Source organism: Thalassotalea sediminis (genome assembly GCF_030295915.1).
In the GTDB taxonomy this organism is placed as follows: Bacteria; Pseudomonadota; Gammaproteobacteria; order Enterobacterales; family Alteromonadaceae; genus Thalassotalea_C; species Thalassotalea_C sediminis.
In genome coordinates, this window is the sequence record NZ_AP027361.1 from 1 (window position 1) to 26,537 (window position 26,537).

Below are 26,537 nucleotides of genomic sequence, written 5' to 3' on the forward strand. Positions count from 1 at the left end.
TGGATCCTGTACATATCCACAGTTTTATAACACCCTGACTTATTATTGTGAATGTTTTTAACCAACTAGCGTTATAAAATGCATGCTTTTTCAACAAGTTTTATTGATTAAAACGTTAATACAGCCAAATAAAAATAAAGAACCTGTTAATTTTTTACTAAAAATTGATAAATAGTCGAAAGTCAATATTGAAGTTGTGGATAAGTAGAGGGATAATGCTGGGATATTATAAAAAAGATAAACAGGTCTGTCTTATTTTTATTTTCAATAATTAAAGATAGATCAGCTAGGAGCCTTTCGTTGGATCATTCTTTGTGGCAACGCTGCCTGTCAGTATTACAAGAAGAGTTGCCTGCCCAGCAATTTAGTATGTGGATTAGACCGCTTCAATGTATCGTTGAAGATAATGTTATGACGTTATATGCCCCTAATCGCTTTGTACTCGATTGGGTTAGGGATAAATACGTTAACCGCATCAATGAACTTGTTAGTCTGGAAGAAAGCAATAACCCACCTTTATTGCGTTTCGATGTCGGCAGTATTCCTAAATTAAAAGCGGCGAGTACCAGTGCAGATACATCACCTACAACGCCTACCAACGAACCCGGTAAGATTAGCCAACGTGTACCAGAATCTAATTTACCAAAAAAAACTAATGTTCGGGTAAATTATACATTTGAAAACTTTGTTGAAGGTAAGTCTAACCAATTAGCTCGAGCTGCTGCGTCGCAAGTTGCCGATAACCCAGGCTCAGCTTATAACCCATTATTTATCTATGGGCGCACAGGTTTGGGTAAGACGCATTTATTGCATGCTGTCGGGAATGGAATATTGCTTAATAAACCTGACGCTAAGATTGCTTACATGCATTCCGAAAGATTTGTACAGGACATGGTTAGAGCGCTTCAAAACAATGCCATTGAAAAATTCAAACAGTACTATCGTTCAGTGGACGCTCTACTTATTGATGATATTCAGTTTTTCGCTAATAAAGAAAGAACACAAGAAGAGTTTTTTCATACCTTCAATGCGTTGCTTGAAGGAAATCAACAGATAATTCTAACCAGTGATCGATACCCAAAAGAAATCGATGGTGTAGAAGATAGATTGAAGTCTCGTTTTGGATGGGGACTAACTATCGCAATAGAACCTCCCGAATTAGAAACACGTGTAGCAATTTTAAAGAAGAAGGCACAAGAAAGTCATGTTAATCTAGCTGATGAAGTTGCGTTTTTTATAGCAAAACGTCTTAGGTCAAATGTGAGAGAGCTTGAAGGCGCACTAAACCGTGTAATTGCCAATGCTAATTTTACAGGTAGAGCGATCAATATTGATTTTGTTAAGGAAGCACTTCGAGATTTACTTGCCTTACAGGATAAGTTAGTTACTATCGATAATATACAGAAAACAGTTGCCGAATATTATAAAATAAAGGTGTCTGATTTATTGTCTAAACGTCGCAATAGATCAGTTGCAAGACCTAGACAAATTGCCATGGCGTTGTCTAAAGAGTTAACTAACCATAGTCTTCCTGAAATAGGTGAAGCTTTTGGTGGTAAGGATCATACTACCGTACTGCACGCATGTCGTAAGGTTAAAGAGTTACGTGAAGAATCTCACGATATTAAAGAAGATTATTCAAACTTAACAAGAACATTATCTTCATAAAAAAATAAGAGTGAAAGAGCAGGTAAAAAATGAAGTTTTCATTAAATAGAGAATTGTTACTAAAGCCATTGCTGTTGGTATCCGGAGCGGTAGAACGTAAAAGTACCTTACCCATTCTTGGTAATGTGTTGCTAGATGTAAGTGAGCAGTCACTTACTTTGACGGCTACTGATTTAGAACTTGAAATGGTTGCTTATGCAGAAATTGAAAATACAGGTTCAAGTGGAAAGTTAACTATTCCGGCGAGAAAACTTCTCGATATTTGTAAAAGCTTACCTGACGGTGCAATGATTTCCTTTGAATCAACGGAGGATGCCGTAACAATATCTTCAGGGCGTAGTAAATATTCATTATCTACGTTACCAGCAAGCGATTTCCCTAATATTGAAGAGTGGAAGGGGGATGTTGAGTTTAAGCTGAGTAAGGCACAGTTATTAAGGTTGATTGAAAGTACACACTTTTCAATGGCTAACCAAGATGTCCGATATTATTTGAATGGCATGTCTATCGAAACGGAAGGAAATGAAATACGTTCTGTTGCAACAGATGGCCATCGATTAGCGATATGTAAAATTGCCAATGACGAACTACAACTTCCGAATAGACAAGTTATCGTTCCGAGAAAAGGAATTTTGGAAATTATCCGTCTTTTAGATCCTGTTGAAGAGGAAGTTAAGGTATTTCTTGGTTCTAACCACATTCGTATTATTGATAACGAGTTTTCTTTTACAAGTAAGCTCGTTGACGGACGCTTTCCAGATTACCGACGCGTACTACCACGAAATGGCGATAAAATATTGAACGCTGATAAAGATCAGCTTAAACAAGTTTTATCAAGAGCTTCAATTCTTTCGAATGAAAAGTTTAAAGGGGTAAGGCTAAACTTTGCAGATAGCGAACTTAAGATTACTGCTAATAACCCAGAACAAGAGCAAGCCGAAGAAATTTTAGAAGTTAGTTTTCCATACGAAGATGTTGAAATTGGTTTTAACGTAAATTACGTGTTAGATGTACTTAATGCGATTAAAGAGCAAGGTGTTAAATTTACATTGGCTGATGCAAATAGCAGTGTTGTAATCGAGGGTCAAGACTCAGGTGAAGCATTGTATGTTGTGATGCCAATGCGCTTGTAATGAGTATTAAAGAGTTAAATACGTTTAGTTTTCGTAATTTAGTCGATAACAAGTTAACACTTCACTCACAGTTTAATTTTATACTTGGCGATAATGGCAGCGGAAAGAGTAGTGTCTTAGAGAGCATATTTTATCTTAGTCATGGAAAGTCTTTTCGCACTACCAATACGAGTAACTTAGTCCGTAATGGTGAACATCGTTTTGTTCTCAGTGTTAAGACACTTGAAGGTCATATGCTAGGTATTGAATATTCCTTAGATGGAGAAAAACGAATAAAAATAAACGGTGAACGACAATCTAAATTGTCAGAGTTAGCCAAAAATTTAGCTGTTCAGATTGTTACGCCAGAAAGTTTTAAGTTGTTTATTGGTGGACCTAGGGAACGAAGAAAGTTTGTTGATTTAGGATTGTTTCACGTGAAACATTCTTTTCCAGAACTGTGGAAGAACTTTAGTAAAACGCTTAGACAGCGTAATGCATGTTTAAAACAAAATGTAGGGAATGAACAGTTATCATACTGGACCGAACAATTTTGTACGCTTTCCCAAGATATCGCAAAGCTTCGGTCTGAGTATATTGAAGAGCTTTCTACTGAAGTAATGAATTGGTTAGCCGTACTTTTACCTGAGGTTAATGAAAATATTAAACTTCAATACCTGCAAGGGTGGCACAGTAAAAAACAGTTATCAGAGGTGTTGGAGCAAAATAGAGAAAAAGAACTGGAACGAGGGCATTCACTTTTCGGTGCACATAAGTTTGATGTTAGATTTCAATTTAACACATTATCTTTAGAGCAACGACTATCTAGGGGACAACAAAAGTTGTTTTTACTCGCGTTAACTTTCGCACAAACAAAACTTATCGAGAGAGTAAATCGAGTAAAACCAATTTTGTTAATTGATGACATAGGTGCAGAGTTAGATCTCAGCTCTAGAACTGCAATGTCTAAGGCAAATCAGTTATTGAATTGTCAGTCGATTATTACAGCAATTGATAAAAACGCAGTGGAGCCATTGGTTCCAGAAAACAAAAATTATAAAATGTTTCACGTGAAACATGGCAATATTTCTTTAATGAGTGAGTAGGCTAAAGGCTATGAGTGTAGAAAATGAATATGGCTCAGACAGTATTAAAGTTCTAAAAGGGCTTGATGCTGTACGTAAAAGACCTGGAATGTATATCGGTGACACGGATGATGGCACTGGTTTGCATCATATGGTTTTTGAGGTGTTAGATAATTCAATTGACGAAGCACTGGCAGGTCACTGTAGTGATATTGTCGTGACAATACACTTAGATGGTTCAGTATCTGTAAAAGATGATGGACGAGGAATTCCTACTGATATCCACCCAGAAGAAGGAGTCTCTGCAGCAGAAGTTATTATGACAGTACTTCATGCCGGTGGTAAATTTGGTGGTGAAGATTCTGGCTACAAAGTATCTGGTGGTCTTCATGGAGTAGGTATTTCTGTAGTTAATGCGTTAAGTACAAAACTTAAATTAACAGTACGCCGAAATGGTAAGTTACATGAACAAGAATATCATTTAGGTGAGCCACAAGCGCCACTGGCTGTCGTAGGTGATACAGATCAAACGGGTACAGAAGTTAGGTTCTGGCCTAGTGAAGAAACATTTTCTGATGTTGAATTCCATTACGACTTACTCGTCAAACGTATTCGTGAACTATCTTTTCTTAACTCTGGTGTATCAATAAAATTAATTGATGAGCGTGAAGAAGGTAAAGAAGAGCACTTTTTTTACGAAGGTGGTATTCAAGCATTTGTTGATTATCTTAATACAAACAAAACCCCTGTTAATGAAGAAATTTTCTATTTTGATTTACATAGAGACGATGGCATTGCAGTAGAAGTAGCTATGCAGTGGAATGATGGTTTCCAAGAGAATATTCATTGTTTTACTAACAATATTCCTCAACGTGATGGTGGTACTCACCTGAGTGGCTTTAGAGCCGCACTTACTCGTACTATTAATAGTTACATGGTAAAAGAAGGCTTAAACAAATCTAAGAAGGGGGAAACAAACCCTTCAGGTGATGATGCACGTGAAGGCCTAACGGCAGTAATTTCAGTGAAAGTGCCAGATCCTAAGTTTTCTTCTCAAACCAAAGATAAACTTGTTTCTTCAGAAGTTAAAACAGCCGTCGAACAAGCAATGGGTGAAAAGCTAGGTGACTACTTATTAGAAAACCCAGGTACGGCGAAAACCGTGATTATGAAAATAGTGGATGCAGCACGCGCTCGTGAAGCAGCACGTAAAGCTCGTGAGATGACACGCCGTAAAGGTGTATTGGATATTGCAGGCTTACCTGGAAAACTAGCGGACTGCCAAGAGAAAGACCCAGCATTATCTGAACTATATATTGTGGAGGGTGACTCTGCGGGTGGTTCTGCTAAACAGGGTAGAAATCGTAAAAACCAAGCAATATTGCCTTTAAAAGGTAAAATTCTAAACGTTGAGAAAGCGCGTTTTGATAAAATGATTGGCTCTGCAGAAGTAGGTACACTCATTACTGCTCTTGGTACAGGAATTGGCCGAGATGAATATGACCCTGAAAAACTACGTTACCATTCTATTATTATCATGACCGATGCGGATGTCGATGGTTCACATATTCGTACACTATTGTTAACTTTCTTCTATCGTCAAATGCCAGAAATTATGGAACGAGGTCATGTTTTTATTGCGCAACCTCCGCTATATAAAGTTAAAAAAGGTAAGCAAGAACGATACATTAAAGATGATGATGGTTTAACAGAATATTTAACAACATTAGCTTTAGAGAACGCTTCTTTACATGTAAATGAGTCTGCACCAGCTATTTCGGGTTTGGCACTTGAAGGGTTAGTAAGTCAATTTAGAAGAGTATTTAATACCATTAAACGAGTGTCTCGCCAAATACCAGAAGACATACTGACAAAAATGGTATATTCATCAACAATAAACATTGAAGATTTTGGAGATGAGTCGAAAGTAACAGCTTGGAAAGATAACTTAGCTAAACAGCTTGAAGATCAAGATGGTAATGGTTCTATATATAGTGCAACAGTAGAGCATGATAAAGAACGAAACATTTACTATCCTCAATTCACCGTGATTAAGCACGGTATATCAAAAGTATACAACTGTGGTTACGAATTCATCCATTCTAAAGAATTTAAAGAAATTATTGGTTTAAATGAAGCGATTAATGGCTTAATTGAAGAAGGTGGCTATGTTAAGCGTAACGAGAAAATTAAACCTGTTACTACATTTGATGAAGCACTTACTTGGCTAATGGCAGAGTCAAAACGTGGCCAATACATTCAGCGTTATAAAGGTTTGGGTGAAATGAATCCGGACCAACTTTGGGAAACTACAATGGATCCAGAGACTAGACGTATGCTACAAGTTACTATTGAAGATGCTATAGCTGCAGATCAACTTTTCAATACCTTAATGGGCGATCATGTTGAACCCCGTAGACATTTTATCGAAGAAAACGCATTGAAAGTAGAAAATCTAGACGTGTAATTTTTCGTCATAATAATTTTAAGGCCACTTTGTTTAGTGGCCTTTTTTATAGGTGTGTATTTATACAGTGGTGATGCGTAATCGCTTTTTATGTACTTACTATAGAAAAAGGTAATGAAATTTATGTCCGGTCATTCAATTAAACGCTATAAATAACGCTGTTGCTTTTATAATGTTCAAAAAAGCTAAAAAATTCGAGTTTTTGCTCAATATATATCCTTTGTAAACTAGGCGAATAAACAGACAAACGTTATACTAGCGCCAGTAAATTGAAATCTTAAAATATAAATACAGGCGCGTATGAGTACGTTTAATATCAAAACATTCCAAGGACTAATTCTTCAATTACAAGATTACTGGTCTCGTCAGGGTTGTGTCATTGTCCAACCATTAGATTTAGAAGTAGGAGCGGGTACTTTCCATCCCATGACGTTCTTACGCGCTGTTGGTCCAGAACCAATTAGTAGTGCATATGTTCAACCATGTCGCAGGCCAACAGATGGTCGCTATGGTGAAAACCCTAATCGTTTGCAGCATTACTATCAATTCCAAGTTATGCTAAAACCTTCACCGAAGAACATACAAGAGCTTTATTTAAACTCGTTAAGAGAATTAGGTGTAGATCCACTTATTCACGATATACGCTTTGTAGAAGATAACTGGGAATCGCCAACATTAGGTGCTTGGGGTTTAGGTTGGGAAGTATGGCTTAATGGTATGGAAATAACTCAATTCACTTATTTCCAACAAGTAGGTGGATTAGAGTGTGCTCCTGTAACGGGTGAAATTACCTATGGCTTAGAGCGCCTCGCGATGTACATTCAAAATGTAGATAGTATCTATGACTTGGTATGGACAGATGGGCCAATGGGTAAGGTGCTATATGGAGATGTTTTCCACCAAAATGAAGTAGAGCAATCTGCCTACAATTTTGAACATGCTGATGTTGATGCATTGTTTGCTCAATTTGATCAATGTGAAAAAGACAGCCAAAAATTAATTGAAGAAGGGTTAGCCTTACCTGCTTATGAACAGGTAATGAAAGCATCTCATGCATTTAATTTACTAGATGCTCGTCATGCAATTTCAGTTACTGAAAGACAACGCTATATTTTGCGGGTACGAGCGTTATCTAAAGCTTGTGCTGAAGCATTCTATGCAACAAGAGAAAAGTTAGGTTTCCCACTATGTGGTTCAGAAAAGGTGGGGGATGAATAAAATGAAAAAAGAAACATTATTAATTGAATTGGGTACTGAAGAGTTACCTCCAAAATCACTTCAAAAGTTAGCAAAGACGTTTTTTCAGCAAATTATAGACCAGTTGGATAAAGCGGAACTTTCATATAGCTCTGCAAATTGGTTTGCATCTCCAAGAAGGCTTGCAGTACAAGTTATAGACTTAGTAGAAAAACAAGCAGATAAGGAAATTGAAAAACGAGGCCCAGCGGTTAATGTAGCTTTTGATGAGCAAGGTAATCCAAGTAAAGCAGCAATGGGTTGGGCAAAATCAAATGGTATTACCATAGAGCAAGCACAACGCCTAAAAACCGATAAAGGTGAGTGGTTGTTGCATAAAGCCTTGCAAGCTGGAAAGTCAGTGCAAGCGTTAATACCTGAAATGGTAACAACAGCACTTGGTAAACTACCAATTCCAAAACCAATGCGTTGGGGGAGTTCTAGAATCCAATTTATTCGCCCAGTACATACATTAACGTTAATGTATGGTGAGGAAATTATTAATGGTGAAGCACTAGGGGTTGAGTCCAATAATTTATTACAAGGCCATCGTTTCCATCATCATGGTTTAGTTGCTTTAAAACATGCTAAAGATTATGAGGAAACTTTATATCAAGCTTATGTTGTTGCTGATTATCAACGACGTAAAGAGCTTATTCTTGAGCAAATTAAGCAGGCTGAGACGTCATTAGACGCAGTTGCACTTATTGATGAGGAACTGTTGGAGGAAGTTGTTTCATTAGTAGAGTGGCCGAAAACATTAGTTGGTACTTTTGATAAAGCATTTCTAGACGTGCCACCAGAGCCGTTGATTTATTCAATGAAGGATCATCAAAAGTACTTTCCTGTTGAAGATAAAAATGGCAAGTTATTAAATAAGTTTATCTTTGTTGCTAATATTGACAGTAAAGATCCTGAGCAAGTCGTATTTGGTAACGAAAAAGTTATTAGACCAAGACTGTCGGATGCTGAGTTTTTCTTTACGACAGATAAAAAGAAAACGCTGGCTTCTCGTTTAGAAAGCCTAGAATCTGTTTTGTTTCAGAAGCAGCTAGGTACCCTCAAAGCAAAATCCGAACGGATAGCCTCTTTAAGTCAACATATTGCAAATATTATCGGTGATGTGCCAGAGTTGGCTCATCGTGCTGGTTTATTGAGTAAAACAGACTTAATGACTGAAATGGTCTTAGAGTTTCCCCAAGTACAAGGCACAATGGGTAAGTACTATGCCCAACATGATGGCGAAGATTCGCAAGTGGCGCAAGCGCTTGAAGACCAATATCGACCTCGTTTTTCCGGTGATCGTTTACCTGAAGGTACAATTGGTTGCGCTGTCGCTATTGCTGATAAAGTAGATACACTTGTTGGTATTTTTGGTATTAACCAGCCTCCTAAGGGAGATAAAGACCCATTTGCTCTGCGTAGGGCGGCGATAGGCTTAATTCGTATTATAATTGAAAAGCAACTAAATTTAGACATTAAAGATCTAGTTGCACATAGCGTTAGTTTATATGGTGATAAACTAACAAATGAAAATATCAACGAACAGGTAATTGATTTTGTTCTTGGTCGATTCAAAGCTCATTATCAAGAACAAAAAGTGACTGTTGATGTTATTCAAGCAGTATTGGCTAACGCGCCAACAGCACCTTTAGATTTTGATAAACGTGTGTCTGCTGTAAATCATTTTAAGTCGATGGAAGCGTCGCAAACACTAGCGGCTGCTAATAAGCGTGTTGGTAATATTCTCGCAAAGTTTGAAGGCAAACTATCTGAGACTTTTGATACTACATTAGCTATTGATGAGCATGAGAAAAATCTTGCTAATACTTTTGCCAATGTAAAGGCAACCGTGAAACTTTTGGTTGAAGCTCAAGATTACCAACAGGCATTTACTGAATTAGCACAAATTAAGCAACCAATTGATGAGTTCTTTGATAATGTGATGGTGATGGCAGATGATGAGCAAGTGAAGATCAATCGTTTGACGTTGTTGAATGAAATTAGAAATAGCTTTTTAGATATCGCAGATATTTCAGTTCTTCAAAATGCTTAGTGTTTTTATTCGATTATGATGTGAGGGCAGTTGTTTTAACTGCCCTTTTTTATTACATACTGAAAAGGTAATGACTCCGTTTGTGCCGCGACTAATTCATGCTCCATAAAGCGGCAAAAACTAGGGATATCTCTAGCCGTAGAAGGGTCATCTGCTAGTACCAATAAGGTTTCCCCATCATTGATTTTTCGTATGTTTAAGCGAACCATCATTACCGGCTCCGGGCATTTTAGCCCGATCGCGTCTAAGGTGTGGTTAGTGTTTTCAAATATCGTCGACATAAAGCGCTTAATCTTTCTGTGATTGGCGAACGAAGCCAGCAATAGAATAATGTAATTCTAACATGGTGCGTAAGTCATCTGCATCGGCTTTTTTGTTAAAGTGCTGACTTATTACTCGATATAAACCATGGCTAAAAACTACCGTTAAAGTGTCTGTTTTAAGCTGTGCTTTAAATGCGTTTATCGCCTGTTGAGCATTATCTTCGTTAGCGAATGCACCAAGCTGCACATGCCATTGCTTTACTGACGTTTCGTATAATACAGGACTGCTTTTTTCACGATTAGCATTTATTTTTCGACTTATCTTGGCAGTATTTTTACTACTAATACTCGTGACTCGAGCTTGATCTCTAGGCGAAAAAGACCAAGAAATTTGACCATATATACTATGATTGGTATCTATAATACCGCTATCAAAATAACTTGTTTGTCCAAATTCCAGCGCTACGTTATTGGTGACATTATACTGAACTGCTAGACGTAAATAAGGTGTAATACCAGACTTCTTGGCAACTGCAGTGTTAGTTGAAGATAACACACTGTTAATTCCGGTTCCTGCTTTAAGCACTAATGATTGATTGACGTCTTTTATAAAGTTCATGCCGACTGTTGCGCGGCTGAGTTTTAGCAGGTGAGTGTTGGCGTTGGTTTCTATTGCGAGGTTTCTATGATTAACATAACGACCTTCAAAGGAGAAGTCATCTGAAAATCGCCAATGGTAAGATACATGAAAACCTGATGAAGAGTTCTGTTGATGATGATAATTAATACCAATGCCAACACTTTGTTCTTGTGCTTGGCACTTAAAGGTGACAATTAATAAACTAAATAATAAAACACGCATTTTAAATACAAGCAAAGATTATTGTTTTTATTATAGTATCAGTCGTTTGCGTGTAACACTATCGAGCATTAGCTATTAGGTTAAATTTTTCAGAACCGCTTGCTTTGTCATCCCAGCCTGAATACTCTTAAACAGTAGGTTTTTTTCAGGGTAATATATGTTTAGGTTTGCTACTTTCTTTTGCTTAACTTTTCTCCTTTTATCGAGTGGCGTACATGCATTTGATAATGCACAAATGCGTGATATTTTTATCAAAGCTGAACGTCAATTATGGAAAACGAACTCTTCTTCGTATATTAACCTTTATAACCAGCTCCATTATTATCCATTACAACCATACTTAGACCAGCGTCGTTTAATGACACGTATGCGTTTATCCTCGGCAAAAGACATAGATCAATTCTTAACGAAATATGAAGGAAGCCCTTTAGATTTGCCGTTAAGAAAGAAGTGGTTAGAATACTTAGTTAAAAGAAATCGACAAACGTTGTTCCTTGAATTTTTTAAGCCAACGTCTGATGTTGATTTAACCTGTCATTTTTATCAGTACCAGCTCAATAGTGGTGTTGATGAAAGTAAGGTGTTAACTCATATTGCTAATCTTTGGGTTGTTGGTAAATCTCAACCGAAATCATGTGATCCATTATTTGCAAGGTGGCAGAAAGCAGGTTTGCGAACGCAAAAGCATGTTTGGCAACGGCTAGTAAAAGCTGCTGATGGCGGAAAGCATACACTTATTCCCTATATCACGTCTTTGATGCCTAAAAATCAGCAATATTTAGGTAGACTTTGGCATAAGGTTAGGCGAGACCCTGCATACATTACGAAACTGAGTCGTTTTCCCACGAAATCAGCCAAGGAAACAGAAATTTTCGTTTATGGTATCAAACGACTTATCTGGCGAGATCCTGATCGTGCGTTAGCAACACTGAAGAAAGCACAATCTGTATTTACTATTACAGAGGCCCAAGAACAACAAATAGCATTAAAGTTCTCATTAGCTCTTGCGAGTAAAAAACATGACGAAGCAAAAACTTGGTTAGCGCGCGTTAATGACAGCAATTTAACAAGTAATATTGTGCAATGGAAAATTGCAGATTTACTACGAGAACAAGATTGGAAACTTATCAAACAAGAGTTGTCGGTCTTTCCAAAAGACCAACAAAGTAAATATCAGTGGCAATATTGGTATGGTAGAAGTTTATTTGAAACTGGCGAGGAAGCCGCGGGTCAAAAGATCTTAAAATCTTTGGCTGAACAACGCCATTATTATGGATTTCTAGCCGCAAGCTATTTGCAATTGCCGATGAATCTTCAAAACAATCCATTAATTATAACGGACGAAGAGAAACAGGCATTATTTCAAAATTCTGCGGGTAAAAGAGCATTTGAGTTTTTTCATCTAGGCCGTTTTTATCACGCGCGAAAAGAATGGAATTTTTGGTTAACAACGTTAAATGATCGACAGAAGTTAGTCGCTGCAAAACTAGCAAATGAGTTAGGTTGGTATGATCGTGCAATATTTGCGTTATCAAAAGTTGGATATTTAGATGATGTCGATTTGCGATTTCCTTTGGCGTTTAACCAGCAAATTACTGCCTACGCTGATCAACATAAAATACAGCCTGCTTGGGCTTTTGCAATAACACGGCGTGAAAGTTCTTTTATGTCTGACGCATATTCTTCTGTTGGGGCAAAAGGATTAATGCAAATCATGCCTGGTACAGCAAAACAATTAACCCGTAAGAAAAAGTTATCGAATAAATACCTTTTTAATAGCGAAAATAACATTCGTTTAGGTACTAAATACCTTAGAAACTTACTTGATCGACATGATGGCAATCAAATATTAGCAACAGCTGCTTACAATGCTGGTCCATACCGTGTTAAGAAGTGGCTTGCTGCTAATGATAGTTTACCCGCTGACATATGGATAGAAACGATTCCCTACAAAGAAACACGGGAATATGTGAAAAGTGTATTGGCGTATCAACAAATATATCAACAGAAAGTAGGTCAACCAACACAGCTTTTTGAACAATTACATCAGATGAATATAACGCGGTGACACTCCATGTGTTAAGATCGTGTTATGACACATTCGGAAAATTTAATGATGACATTAGCAAGCTTATATCCCTCACATATTGAAGAATTACAACAGCGTACTAAAAGTGTACTCGCTAGAGAAAATCTGCAAGGTATTGTTATTCACTCTGGTCAAGAGTTAAAGGCATTTCTCGATGACACCGGTTACCCATTCAAGGTAAACCCTCACTTTAAACACTGGCTTCCTATTATTGACGTACCTAATAGTTGGTTAATCCTTAATGGTGAAGATAAGCCAACATTAGTGTATTACCAACCGGTTGATTTTTGGCATAAAGTCATTGCTTTACCTGATGATTATTGGAATGAACATTTTAATATTCAAATGCTTAGCAAGGCGAAAGATGTTGATAAGCTCTTACCTTATGATAAAAAGGGTTACGCTTATATTGGTGCTCATATTGAAGTTGCACAGGCATTAGGCTTTGAAAACATTAATCCAGAAGGTGTGTTGAACTATATACATTATCATCGTGCATACAAAACAGCTTATGAGCAAGAATGTTTAAGACGTTCTAACAAACTTGCTGTTGTTGGTCATCGTGCTGCAGAACAAGCGTTCTTAGCTGGTGCCAGTGAATACGAAATAATGCAAGCGTACTTATTTGCTATGCAATACAGTGAAAATGAAACGCCTTACGGTAGTATTGTTTGTGTTAATGAGAATGCATCTATCTTGCACTACACGATGCTTGATAAGAATAAGCCTGCTGAGCACCGTTCATTTTTGATTGATGCAGGGGCGAACTATCATGGTTATGCTTCAGATATTACGCGTACTTACGCTTTTGAGCAAAATAGTTTCGCTGAATTAATAGTCAGAATGGATCAGCTCATGCTATCGGCTGTAGATGGATTAAAGCCGGGTGCAAGTTATGTTGATTTACACATTGAAACGCATTTGCAAATCGCCAAAGTATTGAGCGAGTTCAACTTTATAAATGCTACACCAGAGTCGGCTTTAGAAGCGGGTATTGTATCGACCTTTTTCCCGCATGGATTAGGTCATCATTTAGGGTTACAAGTGCATGATGTTGGCGGTTTTATGGCTGATGAACGTGGTACACATGTTAATACACCTGAAGCTCACCCATTCTTACGTACTTCAAGAAAAATAGAGGCTAATCAAGTTTTTACAATTGAACCAGGTTTGTATTTTATCGATTCATTACTTGAAACCCTAAAACAGTCAAAACATGGCGGTATGGTTAATTGGCAGCAGGTTGATGCAATGCGTCCATTTGGTGGCATTCGTATTGAAGATAACATTATTGTTCATAAGTCTCATAATGAAAATATGACCCGCGATAGCGGTTTAGATTAATTATTGTGTCACAGCCATATCAAATTGCTGCGAGTGAGGTCATTGATGAAATTGAGGTGACTCGCAGCCGCTTTATTTGTTATATCTCGCCTTGTGATTCTCAACAAGCGTTTAAGCAGTTTTTGAAAGAAATTCAGCTACAGCACCCACAAGCTAATCATCATTGCTATGCGTTTGTTGCAGGCCATCCTCTTGATAGTCAACGTTATGGTTTTTCTGATGATGGTGAGCCATCAGGTACAGCTGGAAAACCTATGCTTGCAGTTTTACAGGGGAGTGGGGTCGGCGAAGTAGCTGCAATCGTTGTTAGATACTTTGGTGGCACTAAACTCGGCACTGGAGGCTTACAGCGCGCGTACAGCGCAAGTGTTAGAAGTGCATTGGCGTCGCTCGTTATTGAGACTAAAGTTCCAAAAGTCTATAAAACCATCGCTTGTCAATATACACAGGTCAATGACATACTGCATTTAGTAAAGCAAGTGGGCGCCGAGGTTATCTCGCAAGATTTTGCTGAAAACGTAGATTTGACCTTGGCTATTCCTGAACAAGGTGTAGAATTACTGGTTGAGCAATTGAAAACCCTATCTTCTGGGCAGCTCACACTTAATAACATTAACAAATAAATAATAAGAAACGCAGTGCAGTATAAAAATATACTCAGAATTTTAGGGTTACTGGTTACGTTACTTAGCGTGACTATGCTTCCTCCTGCCTTAATTTCATTACTCTATAGAGATGGTGGTGGTGTTTCTTTTTTACTTTCTTTTCTGTTTTGTTTATTCAGTGGCTTAATGACTTGGTATCCGCTAAGGAGTGAAAAGGGTGAGTTACGTGCAAGAGAAGGTTTTCTTATTGTTGTTTTATTCTGGACCGTACTTGCGAGCTTTTCTGCTATACCCTTGATGTTACTGGAAATGCCCAGCTTGTCGATAACCGACGCTTTTTTTGAAGCGTTTTCTGGCTTGACGACTACGGGCGCCACAATATTATCGCAAATAGATGGCTTACCGCATGCTGTGTTGTGGTATCGACAACAACTTCAGTGGTTAGGGGGTATGGGGATAATTGTCTTAGCGGTTGCTGTATTACCAATGCTAGGTATTGGGGGGATGCAGCTTTATCGTGCAGAAACGCCAGGTCCAGTAAAAGATTCAAAAATGACCCCACGGATAGCAGATACAGCGAAGCACCTGTGGTATATCTATTTAACCTTAACCATTGCTTGCTCAATTAGTTATTGGGCTGCGGGTATGACTCCTTTCGATGCCATATGCCACGCGTTTTCAACTATCGCAATTGGTGGGTTTTCTACGCATGATTTAAGTATTGGATACTTTGATAGTCCTTTGATAAACGCTGTTTGTGTTTTATTTTTACTGATTGCAGGCGTGAACTTCGCATTACATTTTGCCGTGTTGCATAGTAAATCACTTCGTGCTTATTTTTACGATCCAGAGTTCAAAGTATTTATTGCCATCCAATTGGTTTTAACACTCATTTGTGTATCGGTATTGTTAAGTTATGGAGTTTATCAGTCTGGCTTTGAAGCCTTTGATCAAGCTTTGTTTCAAGCTGTATCCATTAGTACAACTGCAGGGTTCGCGACGACTTCATTTGCTGATTGGCCAACGTTATTACCAATCCTGCTAATTTTTTCAAGTTTTATCGGTGGGTGTGCAGGTAGTACCGGTGGTGGTATGAAGGTTGTTAGAGTTGTTTTGTTATATCTTCAAGGCATTCGTGAATTAAATAAGCTTGTGCACCCCAAAGCAATATTTACAATAAAGCTTGGCACAAAGGCGCTGCCAAATCGCGTTGTTGAAGCTATTTGGGGTTTCTTTGCTGCATATGCCGCGGTATTTGTAATTTGTATGTTGTTGCTGCTTGCTGCTGGCGTAGATGATATTACCGCATTTACAGCGGTTGCAGCTTGTTTGAATAACCTAGGCCCTGGTCTTGGTGCTGTAGCCGCTAATTTTTCTTCATTAGGAGACTTTAGTAAGTGGGTACTAATTATCGCGATGCTCTTTGGCCGTCTTGAGATTTTTACTTTGCTTGTACTATTCACCCCAAGTTTTTGGCGTACTTAGGTTATCTGTATGGTAAGCGGTTGTTGATAAATACAACGCTAAAAAAATTGTAGCGGATCGACGTAAAATAGCTTTTCAACATCAGAAATATACTTTTTATTTACCAAAAACAAAATAACGTGATCTTCGGCCTCAATCAGTGTATCTGAATGGGCAATAACAACATCATCATCTCGAACTATAGCGCCAATTGTTGTACCTGGCGGCAGTTTTAATTGTGAAATTGTGCGACCGACTACTTTTGATGAGCGCTCATTTCCTTTAGCTACGATTTCTATGGCTTCAGCAGCACCGCCCCTAAGGCTGTATACATTGTCGATACTGCCTTTACGAACATGCGTTAATAATGCTGAAATAGTGGCGTGTTGAGGCGATACGGCAATATCTATATTACTACCGTGAACGAGATCTATATATGCGCTACGCTGAATGAGCACCATAGCTTTGCGTACGCCGAGTCGTTTTGCTAATAATGAAGACATAATGTTAGCTTCGTCATCATTAGTAACGGCAATAAAAACGTCAAATTGATCAATATGCTCTTCTACTAACAACTCTTGATCTGAAGAGTCTCCTGCGAATACTAGTGTGCCATCAAGTTCTGAAGCAAGGTAAGCCGCTCGCTTTGGAGAATGTTCAATCAATTTAACTTGATGGTTCTTTTCTAATAACCGTGCTAGACCTGCGCCTATATTGCCACCGCCAGCAATCATTATTTTCTTATAAGCGGGCTCAAGTTTTTGCAATTCATTCATCACGGCTCGAATATGTTTTGTTGCCGCGATAAAGAAAACTTCGTCATCCGCTTCAATTACTGTTGTGCCTAGCGGACGAATGGGGCGTCCATTTCGGTAGATTGCCGCAACGCGGGTATCTATATTTGGAATGTGTTCTCTTAGTGTTGACAGTGCGTGACCCACGAGTAAGCCGCCATAATAGGCTTTTACTGCCACTAAACTGACTTTACCGCCGGCAAACTCTAAAACTTGAAGTGCTCCGGGATAATCGATAAGCCTGGCAATGTCTCGAGTAACTAATTGTTCTGGCGCGATGACATGGTCAACAGGAATGTTTTCTTGTTGGAATAGTTGATCTTGATACCGCAATATTTTTGCAGAGCGAATTCTGGCAATTTTTGTTGCGGTATTAAATAGCGAGTAACAGATCTGACAAGCGATCATGTTAGTGGCATCATCACTTGTTACAGCGATTACCAATTCGGCATCTTCTGCACCTGCTTGCTTTAATACCTCTGGATGTGAGCCTTGACCAACAACCACTTGCAAGTCCATGCGATCTTGCAGGTCTCTTAGAATATCCGAATTTGTGTCAATTAAGGTAATGTCGTTTCTCTCACCGACTAAGTTTTCGGCGAGTGTACCGCCCACTTGACCAGCCCCTATAATGACAATTTTCATATGCTATCAACCAAAACCATTAAGTGTTGTTATTTTTTTCAAGCTTGGCGTAGTAAAAACCATCCATCGCTTGTTCATTTGGTAATATTTGCCAGCCGATATCTTGCTTCGTTTGAGCTAAGGGTATCAACTTTGCATCTTCGTTAGTTGCAATAAAGTTTTGTATTTGTTCTTTATTTTCTTCTGGCAGAATACTGCATGTCGCATAAAGCAAAGTACCACCAGGCTTTAGTAAAGACCATACATTTTTCAAAATTTGTTTCTGAAGTTTAACAAGGTTTTCAATATCTGGTGCTTTACGTAACCACTTAATATCAGGATGTCTGCGGATAACGCCAGTGCCAGAGCAGGGGGCATCTAAGAGAATACGGTCAAACAGTTTGCCATTCCACCAATCGCTTTTGCTGGCGTCACCTGCAACGGTTGTAGCACGTAAGGATAGTCGTTGAAGATTCTCTTCAACGCGATCGAGCCGTGTTTGATCAATATCAATTGCGGTAACATCAATGTTATTTGGCGATATTTCTAGTATATGACAGGTTTTTCCGCCAGGAGCTGCACAACAATCTAATACATGCTCATCTGGCTTTACGGCTAATAGTGCGGCGGCTTGCTGTGCTGCACCATCTTGTATCGAAACATCTCCATCAAAAAAACCAGGTAATTTGTTAACATCGATAGGGGCTGTTAAACAAATGGCTTTGGAAAAGTGATCAAGGTGCTTAATCTTAATGTTATTGTCGAGTAATCGTGATTGATATTCATCGACTGTTGTGCGCTTTTGATTGACGCGCAACCACATGGGAGGTTTTTCCATATTAGCAGAGAGAATTTCTTGCCATGTATTTGGGTAACCCATTTGTAGCTTTTTGATAAACCAGCTAGGGTGATTATATTTAATCGCATCTGGTTGTGTCGCAGGTATGCTTAACTGCTGTCTTTGGAAATTGCGCAAAACACCATTGATTAAGTTTTTTAGATGAAACTGTTTTAGAGGCTTAGCACCGTTTACTGTTTCTGCAACAGCGGCATGATCAGGTATTCGCATGTACTTGAGCTGGTAAATACCGACGAGTATGAGAAAGTGTGCAACGCGTTGCTTTCCTGTAAGGGGCTTCTCAATTAATTGACGAGTATATGATTCGAGTTCAGGTAGATACCTAAGCACCCCATAACAAATTTCTTGCAGCAATGCTTTATCTTTGCCGTCAACATGCTCTTGTATGTTTGGCAGTTCATCGGCAAGACTTCTCCCTTTATCAACAACAGCAAAACAGCACTTAGCTGCAAGTGCGCGCACATTTTTTTTCATCAGTTATCTACGCTCGTACCGTTAATTAAGTTGCCGGCAGTAAACCAAGCCGCGCGAGCATTTAAGATATCTGCAACAGGCATGGCTTTTTTACCGGGTAATTGAATGTGCTGTAACATTAATCCTTGGTCACTTGTTGCAACTAGAATTCCAGATTTATCTGCCGAAATGATGGTGCCTGGATTCTGTTTTTTACATGGCACAGCTTCTGCTTTCCAAACTCTGACACGGTGCTGTTTATCTGCACTTTCATGGTATGTAAATTGCGCCACTGGCCAAGAATTATATGCCCGAACTTTACGCGCTAACTCCTGTGCGGTTAACTGCCAGTTTAATTCAGCTTCACTTTTATCTAACTTTGCGGCATACGTGGCCAATGCGTCATTTTGTGGTGTTGCTTTATATTTGCCTGTCGCCATGGTTGCTAATGTATCGATTAACGCATCTGGACCTAATTCAGCAAGTTTTCCATAAATGCTGGCACTAGTATCTTGTTGGCTAATATCGCAAGTTGCGATATTTAGTATATCTCCCGTATCTAAGCCTTCATTCATTTGCATGATGGTAACACCTGTTTGTGGATCACCACTTTCAACAGCTCGTTGAATAGGAGCTGCTCCACGCCATTTAGGGAGTATTGAACCATGTACATTAATACAACCTAACTTAGGTGTTTCTAGAATAACTTTAGGTAATAGCAAGCCATACGCAACAACTACCATGATATCGGCTTGATAATGCGCTAAGGTTTCTTGGTCAGCTTGCTGTTTAAAATTTTCAGGTTGTTCAAGCGTTAGACCATGTTCTAGGGCTAGTGCCTTTGTCGCACATGCCGTTAGCTTTTTTCCCCTACCGGCTGGTTTATCAGGAGGGCAGTAAACAGCGACAATCTCATGTTCCGTTTCTAGTAGCGCCTGTAAATGCTTGGCGGCAAAGTCTGGTGTTCCAGCAAAGATTATTTTTAAGGGTGATGACATACAGTGAAATAGTTCTTCCGTTATTGACGAGCGGCTAAACGAGCTTCTTTTTCTAGCTTCGTTTGAATACGTTTGCGTTTAAGTGGTGATAAATAATCAACGAATAAAACGCCATTTAAATGGTCGAGCTCATGTTGAATGCAAATTGCTAATAATTCTTCACCGTCTAATTCAAATTCTTTACCGTCTCGATCAAGTGCGCGAACGGTAACCTGAGTATTGCGATCTACTTTTGCGTAACACGTAGGTACAGACAAACAACCTTCTTCGTTAACCATTGTTTCATCATTTTTTTTGATAATTTCAGGATTAATGAGTACGTAAGATTGCTCTTTGTCTTCAGACACATCAATAACAACGATGCGTTTGTGGATGTCTACTTGTGTAGCAGCTAAGCCTACACCATTTTCGGCATACATAGTTTCAAACATGTCATCAATTATTTTTCTGATCTCGTCGTTTACTTCAGTAACGGGTTCAGCTTTTGTCCTGAGTCTTTCATCAGGGAAAGTTAATACATTTAATACAGCCATAATTTTATAAAAGAATTCGCGAAATTTGTTATAGAGTGTTATGTTTCAATTTTAGCCATTAAATTAAATTAATTCGAGTGCTTTGAGTTAATTACAATAAGAATAGGTGCATTAGTATGATTAAAAGGTCATTAATAACACTAATTTGTTGTTTCTTGCCGTGGAGTTTGTCTGCCGATGAACTTAGGTTGCTAAAGGATGCTCCTAAATCTTATGTGGTAGTCAAAGGTGATACGTTATGGGATATTTCTGCAAAATTCCTTAAAGATCCATGGCTTTGGCCAAAACTTTGGCGAGTTAACCCTGAAATACAAAACCCTCACTTAATTTATCCAGGAGAAGAATTAAACTTAGTTTATGACGCTCAGGGTAGGCCAATGCTTGTAAAAGGAAAGCCGCGTTTAAAATGGTCGCCAAAAGTTAGAAAGTCGTTGAAAGAACAGAACCCCATCGAAACGATTTCACTAAATACCATCGCACCTTATATCAATTATAATACCGTGTTATCTGTTGCTGACGTTGAGCAAGGCCCATATGTTCTAGGAAGCGAAGAAGGATATAAAATTTCAGTTGATGGATTTAAGTTATATGTAAATCAAGATCTTCCTGTTGGTCATGCTGTAGCAATTTATGATAAAGAAGATGAAATTTTATCACCAGAAACTGAGGAGGTTTTAGGTTATTACGCTAAAATTGTTGCAACAGGTAAAGTTGTTCGCGCCGGTGATATGGCTAATAAAGTACCGGCAACAGTTTATGTTGATAATGCATTAAGTGATATTCGCTCGGGTAACTTTGTTAAAATGATTGATGAACAACAGCTTTTCCCTGCGTTTTTTACTATGCAACCTGTTAATAGCTCAGTGAAAGGGACGATTGTTAAAGCACCAAATAAAGTGCGTGAATTCGGCAAATTTGACGTGGTATACATTGACCAGGGTAGCAATAACAATGTTATGCTTGGCGATATTTTATCTATTACGCGTAAAAGCCCTGAAGTCGTAGAGACAGGGGATGGACCTGTATATATCAGTGATGCATCCAAGTTGCATCGAATGACTGCAGATTCAGATTACAACATGCCAGAAGAAGCCATTGGTAAGTTGATGGTGTTCAAAGTTTTTGAAAATGTCAGTATGGCGTTGGTATTGGGATCTGAAAAACCGATACGATTAAGCGACAATGTTGCCGCTCCCTAGTTAGTTACGTTTATCACAAGGAATTGATTGTGCATCATGGAAGAGCGCAAAAATGTGACGGTGTTTACTAACCGTGAGATAGCTTGTTGGTTAGCATTAAAACTAATACCGAGACTCGCGGTTAGAAAAAAGCTTGCCTTGGTTGAGCGATTCTCAATTGAAGCATTATTTAATGACCCGCCAGAACAAAAGGTGCTTGGTGTATCTGAAAAGCAATATCGTGCAATAGTAAATCCTGACTGGCAATTTATTGATCAAATTATTCATGCATGTCAAGCGGCAGGAGCACGCATTGTGCACTATCAAGATCATGATTATCCACCATTATTAAAAGAAATTTATGATCCGCCCGTAGTGTTATTTGTTAAAGGGGATAGTGCCTTATTAGCTCGACCTCAAATTGCCATTATTGGCAGTCGCAATACCAGTGTTTATGGCGCTGAACATGCCTTTGAGATTTCAAAGCAATTGGCAAGTACACATTTAGTTATCACGAGTGGATTGGCGCTAGGAGTTGATGCGAAAGCACATATCGGTGCTATAGCCATACAAAAACCCACTATTGCGGTAATAGCAACTGGTATAGATATTATTTATCCAGCACGTCATAAATCGTTAATGAATAATCTATTAGAGGCCGGTGGTGCTGTTGTTAGTGAATTATTACCTGGCGTTAAGCCCAAGCCTGGGCTGTTTCCTAAGCGCAATCGTATTATTAGTGGGTTGTCTTTAGGGGTGCTTGTTGTTGAAGCAACAGAGAAAAGTGGTTCATTAGTCACAGCACGTTGTGCTATGGAGCAAAATAGGGAAATGTTTGCTTTGCCTGGCAGTGTGATTAATCCGCAAAGTAAGGGCTGCCATCAGTTAATAAAACAGGGAGCTAAGTTAATAGAGAATGCGGCCGATATTATAGAAGAGTTTCCATTTCTTGAAAAAAATGAACTAAACTTAATAAAAAACAATGACAAGGAGAAGCAGGCAAAAAAAAGTTGTCAACAGGGCTTGTCTAACGATCCATTGTTAGCTAGTGTGGGATATGAAATCACACCCGTAGATAAAGTGGTTTCTCGGAGTAAACTACCCACAGATGTAGTGCTAACCCGATTGATGATGCTCGAGCTTAGAGGTCTGGTAACTGCGGTGCCAGGTGGCTACCTTAAACTTAAATAGGGGCTGGTTATGTTTGATATCTTGATGTACCTTTTTGAGAATTATATTCATAGTGATGCAGAGGTTATGGTTGACCACGATATCCTCACTGATGAATTAACCCGTGCTGGTTTCCACCAAGATGAAATTTATAAAGCGTTAACATGGTTGGAAAAATTAGCTGCCTTACAAGATACTGACGCGTATCCTTATTTTAAACGCGATGCAAAACCGTCATTTCGTATTTACACTGAAGAAGAAAAACAATTACTTGATAAAGATTGTCGAGGTTTTTTATTGTTTCTTGAGCAGGTAAATGTTTTAGACTTTACTACGCGAGAAATGGTCGTTGACCGTGTAATGGAATTAGATACAAAGTACTTTACCTTAGATGACTTAAAGTGGGTTATTCTTATGGTGCTATTTAATGTGCCAGGAAAGGAAAGTGCTTACTCGCAAATGGAAGATCTTATTTTTGACGAACAAGAAGGACCGCTGCACTAAACTTGCAGTATTAGCTTGAAAGGTTCGTTTATCTAAGTGCTCTAATAAAATAGGGCGCTTAAAGACTAGTTTTCTCTTTTATTTCTCTTTTTATTCAACAAATAGACTTGCTGACGTTACACATGATCGAGATAATATTTGTAATGGTATAGACGAGAGTTTTATATGTTGGCAATCTCTAATAACGTAACCCTTGCTGAGTGGGAAATTGAGCTAAATGCTATTCGTTCTCAAGGTAGTGGAGGGCAGCGAGTAAATAAGGTCGCGACAGCGATTCATCTACGCTTCGACATAAAGAACTCTTCATTGCCTAGCGTTTATAAAGAGCGACTGTTGAAGCTCTCTGATAGCCGCATAACCTCGGACGGCGTTATTGTCATTAAATCCCAATCTCATCGAACTCAAGACATGAATAAGCAGGAAGCATTAGAGCGATTGAAGGAGTTGATACTTTCTGCAATGGTTGTTCAGAAGAAGCGTCGACCGACAAAACCAACGAGGAGTTCGCAGCAAAAAAGAATGAACAATAAAACTAAGAAGGGAGCGACAAAAGCGCTCCGAGGAAAAGTAAGTTATTAATATACTTTTTGTTTATTAAAAGAGAGAAAAGTTGTTGGTTAGTAACTATCATCAGTCGTTGGTAAGGAGACTTGATACCAAGTAAATTTATCTGTTGATGCTAGTAAATGAGGGTAGGCTTGTTTAAATGCTTCTGCTTGAGGATACTGACGAATTGCCTCTTGGCTATTCCACTCGATTAAAGCAATAAGTGAAGGTACCTTGGACCCTTTATGGATACTGCCGTAATTTTTTGGGTGTTGTTTAAAAATAAATTTTGCGCCAAGCTCAGCTCGTAATGCCTTGGTTGCTTCAAAATATTGCTGATATTTTTCTTGGTCAGTGATCCATAATTCACTTACCGTATAAAACTTATCTGGTGATAACTGATACTCTTCATCAACACTAATATCAACGTCACCAAAAGATAGTTCGTTCCAGCCTTGGTTTTGTAATGGCAGAGCATCTTGTTTATAAAGAGGGTTTTCACGTAATTGCTGAGCAACGTTATCTGATTTCCACGCATAAAGCGCGAAAAACTCTGCGGGATGATCGCCTGCCAAAGTTTGTGTGACTGGCATTAAAATTACTTCTCTTACATCATTTGGCTTGGTTAACTGAGCAATCTTTTTAAAGTAAGCTTGTTGTGCCGCCTCGCCGCCGTGTTTTCTGTCGAGTAAAAGTAACGATAACATTTCATTTTTTTCGAACGAAAGTTTGATGGAGTCTTGATTAAAAGCGCTGGTAGTCGCTGAATAACTCAATAATGCCGTTGAAAAAATGAATGTGCTAAATAGTTTCATGTGTTGGATACTCCGTGTTTAAAAATTCGGAGTTATTTAAGTGCAGGATTACTTTTGTGGCGTCACTTTGGATAGAAAATGACTAGTTTGTGCGTTGAAATGCTTTTGGTGTAAGACCAGTGTCTTGTTTAAAGGCGCGATAAAAACTATTTTTGTTGTTGAATCCAGACTCAAATGCAATGTCTAAAATAGACGCTTTAACATTACCGTCCTTTAACATCGTTTTCGCTTTATCTAAGCGATAGCGGTTAATATATTCGTAGAAGGTTTGTTTTAGATGCACGTTAAGTAACTCTGATATTTGATGACTATTAATACCCAAATGTTCCGCGAGATCTTTCAGTGTTAATTCGTTATTCAAATATAACTCTTGTTCATTCATTTTTTTCTGTAATTGCAAAGACAATGATTCGGCAAGTTGTCTATCCAACGTTTTTAACTCCCTGTTATTGTTTATAGAAGCGTTAGTTAGTACCTGCTGATAGTGCTCAAAGAAGATATTAGGTTTTACCAATGAACAGATGATAATGCCTTGCAAAAATAGCGACAGTGCGACAATGTAAATAAACCAGTCATCATTATTCATTGGTGAGAAAAGGTATGATTTTGTAATAAAAAAGATATCTAGCATTATCATGATGAAAATGCCGACTATTAAGTAAAGTAACCAATAAAAATGCGTTTTGGATGTTGAATGCACGATACTGTTAATTTTTTCTTTATTGAGCAGCAGGCATTTTGCGGACCAGTAAATATAGAGTGATAGTTGTATAAAAAGTGGTGCAATAATAAATAATGGCAGGGCATCTGGTGACCATGGTAGATAGCGGAAAACTAGCGTGATAAAAAAAGGAATAAAATGCTTGGTAATTTGAGGAAAAGAAAACCTATGGTCTGTGATGGCGCGACAAAAAGCGAGTAAAAACGGACCATACAACCACGTTAAATTAGACGTGATAATCCAACTCCATTCATTGGTGCCATATTGAACGCTACTGTAAACATTGGCAAGTGGAATAGTTTGCGTAAATAAAAATGCGCCAAGTAATCTATTTGAGTAATGATTTCCAGTGCGATTTAACAATAATGAAAGGCTAAGCCACAGTGCAATAACAATGATAAATATCAGTGATAAAGGCATCCATATAAGTACAGTATTGTTCATATACGTGACAAAAATCCGTTTTTAATATGAGGTATACAATTTTAGTGTAACGTGTTTATCTATATTGCTAATAGATGGTTTGTTAATAGGCTAGTTAAATTTAAAATAAGCACGAGTATGATTATAAGGAATCATTAAATGAAGAAGTTTTATGTAAGTAAAATAGTCATATGGGTGTCAGTAATAATATTAAGTGGATGTACCAGCTTAAAAAATCATGGAGATGTAGAGCAAGCTTACTTTGACCAACAAGCTTGCAATGGTGAATTGGAAATATCCCATACTGTGGTGATTGCTTCTGATGCAGAGCAGGTTAAGTCACCAGAGGTCAGAACGTTATGCCAACCGTCAGTTTATGAAACGCAAACTGAATTTGAAAAAGAAAATCGTCGTCAACAATAAGAATAGTTCAATGCGACTATTAAACGATAACAATAGTTCATGTTTTTTCTCTATGTTGATAAGGCTTCAATACTGATTATTGACAATGTATTTTACATTATTGTTATAGCCCCAAGGTTGTTATTAGTTAGGAAAGTTTATTCTATATAAGTCATCTGTTGATATCGACGTACATTTCTTTTATTCAATAAGCTGATGCGATGAATAACTAACGCCATATTTTATCCAAGGTGTTAAAACATTTA

The 26,537-nt window shown here is 38.2% G+C and carries 23 protein-coding genes; 15 read left to right on the forward strand and 8 right to left on the reverse strand.

Translation table 11 applies throughout. The annotated features are described in order from the left end of the window. The first annotated feature begins 300 nt into the window (after nt 1-300). The 6 genes from dnaA (at nt 301) to glyS (ending at nt 9,624) form a co-directional block, all read left to right on the forward strand. Entirely contained in the window at nt 301-1,668 is a 1,368-nt protein-coding gene (dnaA, locus tag QUE09_RS00005; protein WP_286234176.1) for a chromosomal replication initiator protein DnaA, read from the forward strand. A 29-nt stretch (nt 1,669-1,697) separates the two neighbouring features. After that, on the forward strand, nt 1,698-2,801 hold the full coding sequence (dnaN, locus tag QUE09_RS00010; protein ID WP_286234177.1) for a DNA polymerase III subunit beta: 1,104 nt from the start codon (nt 1,698-1,700) through the stop codon (nt 2,799-2,801). Further along, nucleotides 2,801-3,886 (forward strand): DNA replication/repair protein RecF, encoded by a 1,086-nt coding sequence (gene recF, locus QUE09_RS00015; RefSeq protein ID WP_286234178.1) that lies wholly within the window; start codon nt 2,801-2,803, stop codon nt 3,884-3,886. Before dnaN ends, recF begins: the two co-directional genes overlap by 1 nt. A gap of 10 nt (nt 3,887-3,896) precedes the next feature. Beyond that, nucleotides 3,897-6,332, forward strand: coding sequence for a DNA topoisomerase (ATP-hydrolyzing) subunit B (gene gyrB / locus QUE09_RS00020; RefSeq protein ID WP_286234179.1), 2,436 nt, complete (start codon nt 3,897-3,899; stop codon nt 6,330-6,332). Between the two features lie 300 nt (nt 6,333-6,632). Continuing rightward, nucleotides 6,633-7,550 carry a glycine--tRNA ligase subunit alpha gene (gene glyQ, locus QUE09_RS00025; protein WP_286234180.1) on the forward strand — a complete coding sequence of 306 codons (918 nt, stop codon included), beginning with the start codon at nt 6,633-6,635 and terminating at the stop codon, nt 7,548-7,550. Between the two features lies 1 nt (nt 7,551). Beyond that, nucleotides 7,552-9,624 carry a glycine--tRNA ligase subunit beta gene (glyS, locus tag QUE09_RS00030; RefSeq protein ID WP_286235963.1) on the forward strand — a complete coding sequence of 691 codons (2,073 nt, stop codon included), beginning with the start codon at nt 7,552-7,554 and terminating at the stop codon, nt 9,622-9,624. A gap of 35 nt (nt 9,625-9,659) precedes the next feature. Here the strand turns inward: glyS and tusA are convergent, their stop codons facing one another. Further along, complete coding sequence (gene tusA / locus QUE09_RS00035) at nt 9,660-9,905, reverse strand: sulfurtransferase TusA (protein WP_286234181.1); 246 nt, start codon at nt 9,903-9,905, stop codon at nt 9,660-9,662. Between the two features lie 7 nt (nt 9,906-9,912). Further along, on the reverse strand, nt 9,913-10,749 hold the full coding sequence (locus QUE09_RS00040) for an SPOR domain-containing protein (protein ID WP_286234182.1): 837 nt from the start codon (nt 10,747-10,749) through the stop codon (nt 9,913-9,915). 157 nt (nt 10,750-10,906) lie between these two features. On the opposite strand from QUE09_RS00040, the gene QUE09_RS00045 reads away from it, so the two are divergent. The 4 genes from QUE09_RS00045 to QUE09_RS00060 are packed head-to-tail and all read left to right on the forward strand — an operon-like array spanning nt 10,907 to nt 16,272. Continuing rightward, complete coding sequence (locus QUE09_RS00045; protein WP_286234183.1) at nt 10,907-12,817, forward strand: transglycosylase SLT domain-containing protein; 1,911 nt, start codon at nt 10,907-10,909, stop codon at nt 12,815-12,817. Nucleotides 12,818-12,862: 45 nt separating this feature from the next. Next, a complete protein-coding gene (gene pepQ / locus QUE09_RS00050; protein ID WP_286234184.1) occupies nt 12,863-14,182 on the forward strand; it encodes a Xaa-Pro dipeptidase in 1,320 nt (439 codons plus the stop codon). A 5-nt stretch (nt 14,183-14,187) separates the two neighbouring features. After that, nucleotides 14,188-14,805, forward strand: coding sequence for a YigZ family protein (locus QUE09_RS00055; protein ID WP_286234185.1), 618 nt, complete (start codon nt 14,188-14,190; stop codon nt 14,803-14,805). A 15-nt stretch (nt 14,806-14,820) separates the two neighbouring features. Beyond that, entirely contained in the window at nt 14,821-16,272 is a 1,452-nt protein-coding gene (locus QUE09_RS00060) for a TrkH family potassium uptake protein (RefSeq protein ID WP_286234186.1), read from the forward strand. 38 nt (nt 16,273-16,310) lie between these two features. Here QUE09_RS00060 and trkA read toward each other — a convergent pair whose 3' ends face one another. From trkA to def, 4 genes are read right to left on the reverse strand one after another with little or no spacing between them, the layout of a single operon-like run. Continuing rightward, on the reverse strand, nt 16,311-17,690 hold the full coding sequence (gene trkA / locus QUE09_RS00065) for a Trk system potassium transporter TrkA (RefSeq protein WP_286234187.1): 1,380 nt from the start codon (nt 17,688-17,690) through the stop codon (nt 16,311-16,313). A gap of 19 nt (nt 17,691-17,709) precedes the next feature. Next, the gene (rsmB, locus tag QUE09_RS00070; RefSeq protein ID WP_286234188.1) at nt 17,710-19,002 is read right to left on the reverse strand and encodes a 16S rRNA (cytosine(967)-C(5))-methyltransferase RsmB; all 1,293 of its coding nucleotides are present in this window, start codon (nt 19,000-19,002) and stop codon (nt 17,710-17,712) included. Further along, entirely contained in the window at nt 19,002-19,979 is a 978-nt protein-coding gene (fmt, locus tag QUE09_RS00075) for a methionyl-tRNA formyltransferase (RefSeq protein ID WP_286234189.1), read from the reverse strand. The genes rsmB and fmt overlap by 1 nt, the downstream gene beginning before the upstream one ends. A gap of 20 nt (nt 19,980-19,999) precedes the next feature. Beyond that, complete coding sequence (def, locus tag QUE09_RS00080) at nt 20,000-20,512, reverse strand: peptide deformylase (protein WP_286234190.1); 513 nt, start codon at nt 20,510-20,512, stop codon at nt 20,000-20,002. A gap of 116 nt (nt 20,513-20,628) precedes the next feature. On the opposite strand from def, the gene QUE09_RS00085 reads away from it, so the two are divergent. From QUE09_RS00085 to arfB, 4 genes are all read left to right on the forward strand, one after another. Beyond that, entirely contained in the window at nt 20,629-21,711 is a 1,083-nt protein-coding gene (locus QUE09_RS00085) for a LysM peptidoglycan-binding domain-containing protein (RefSeq protein WP_286234191.1), read from the forward strand. A gap of 36 nt (nt 21,712-21,747) precedes the next feature. Beyond that, on the forward strand, nt 21,748-22,881 hold the full coding sequence (dprA, locus tag QUE09_RS00090) for a DNA-processing protein DprA (RefSeq protein WP_286234192.1): 1,134 nt from the start codon (nt 21,748-21,750) through the stop codon (nt 22,879-22,881). Nucleotides 22,882-22,890: 9 nt separating this feature from the next. Beyond that, nucleotides 22,891-23,364, forward strand: a complete 474-nt coding sequence (locus QUE09_RS00095) for a DUF494 family protein (protein ID WP_286234193.1) — start codon at nt 22,891-22,893, stop codon at nt 23,362-23,364. Between the two features lie 165 nt (nt 23,365-23,529). Beyond that, nucleotides 23,530-23,943 (forward strand): alternative ribosome rescue aminoacyl-tRNA hydrolase ArfB, encoded by a 414-nt coding sequence (arfB, locus tag QUE09_RS00100; RefSeq protein ID WP_286234194.1) that lies wholly within the window; start codon nt 23,530-23,532, stop codon nt 23,941-23,943. A gap of 38 nt (nt 23,944-23,981) precedes the next feature. Here arfB and QUE09_RS00105 read toward each other — a convergent pair whose 3' ends face one another. Together QUE09_RS00105 and QUE09_RS00110 are read right to left on the reverse strand one after the other, a co-directional pair. Then, nucleotides 23,982-24,725 carry a DUF1330 domain-containing protein gene (locus QUE09_RS00105; RefSeq protein ID WP_286234195.1) on the reverse strand — a complete coding sequence of 248 codons (744 nt, stop codon included), beginning with the start codon at nt 24,723-24,725 and terminating at the stop codon, nt 23,982-23,984. A gap of 82 nt (nt 24,726-24,807) precedes the next feature. After that, nucleotides 24,808-25,890 (reverse strand): helix-turn-helix domain-containing protein, encoded by a 1,083-nt coding sequence (locus QUE09_RS00110; RefSeq protein ID WP_286234196.1) that lies wholly within the window; start codon nt 25,888-25,890, stop codon nt 24,808-24,810. A gap of 138 nt (nt 25,891-26,028) precedes the next feature. Between QUE09_RS00110 and QUE09_RS00115 the strand changes: the two genes are divergently transcribed. Then, on the forward strand, nt 26,029-26,292 hold the full coding sequence (locus QUE09_RS00115; protein WP_286234197.1) for a hypothetical protein: 264 nt from the start codon (nt 26,029-26,031) through the stop codon (nt 26,290-26,292). The last annotated feature ends 245 nt before the right edge of the window (nt 26,293-26,537 follow it).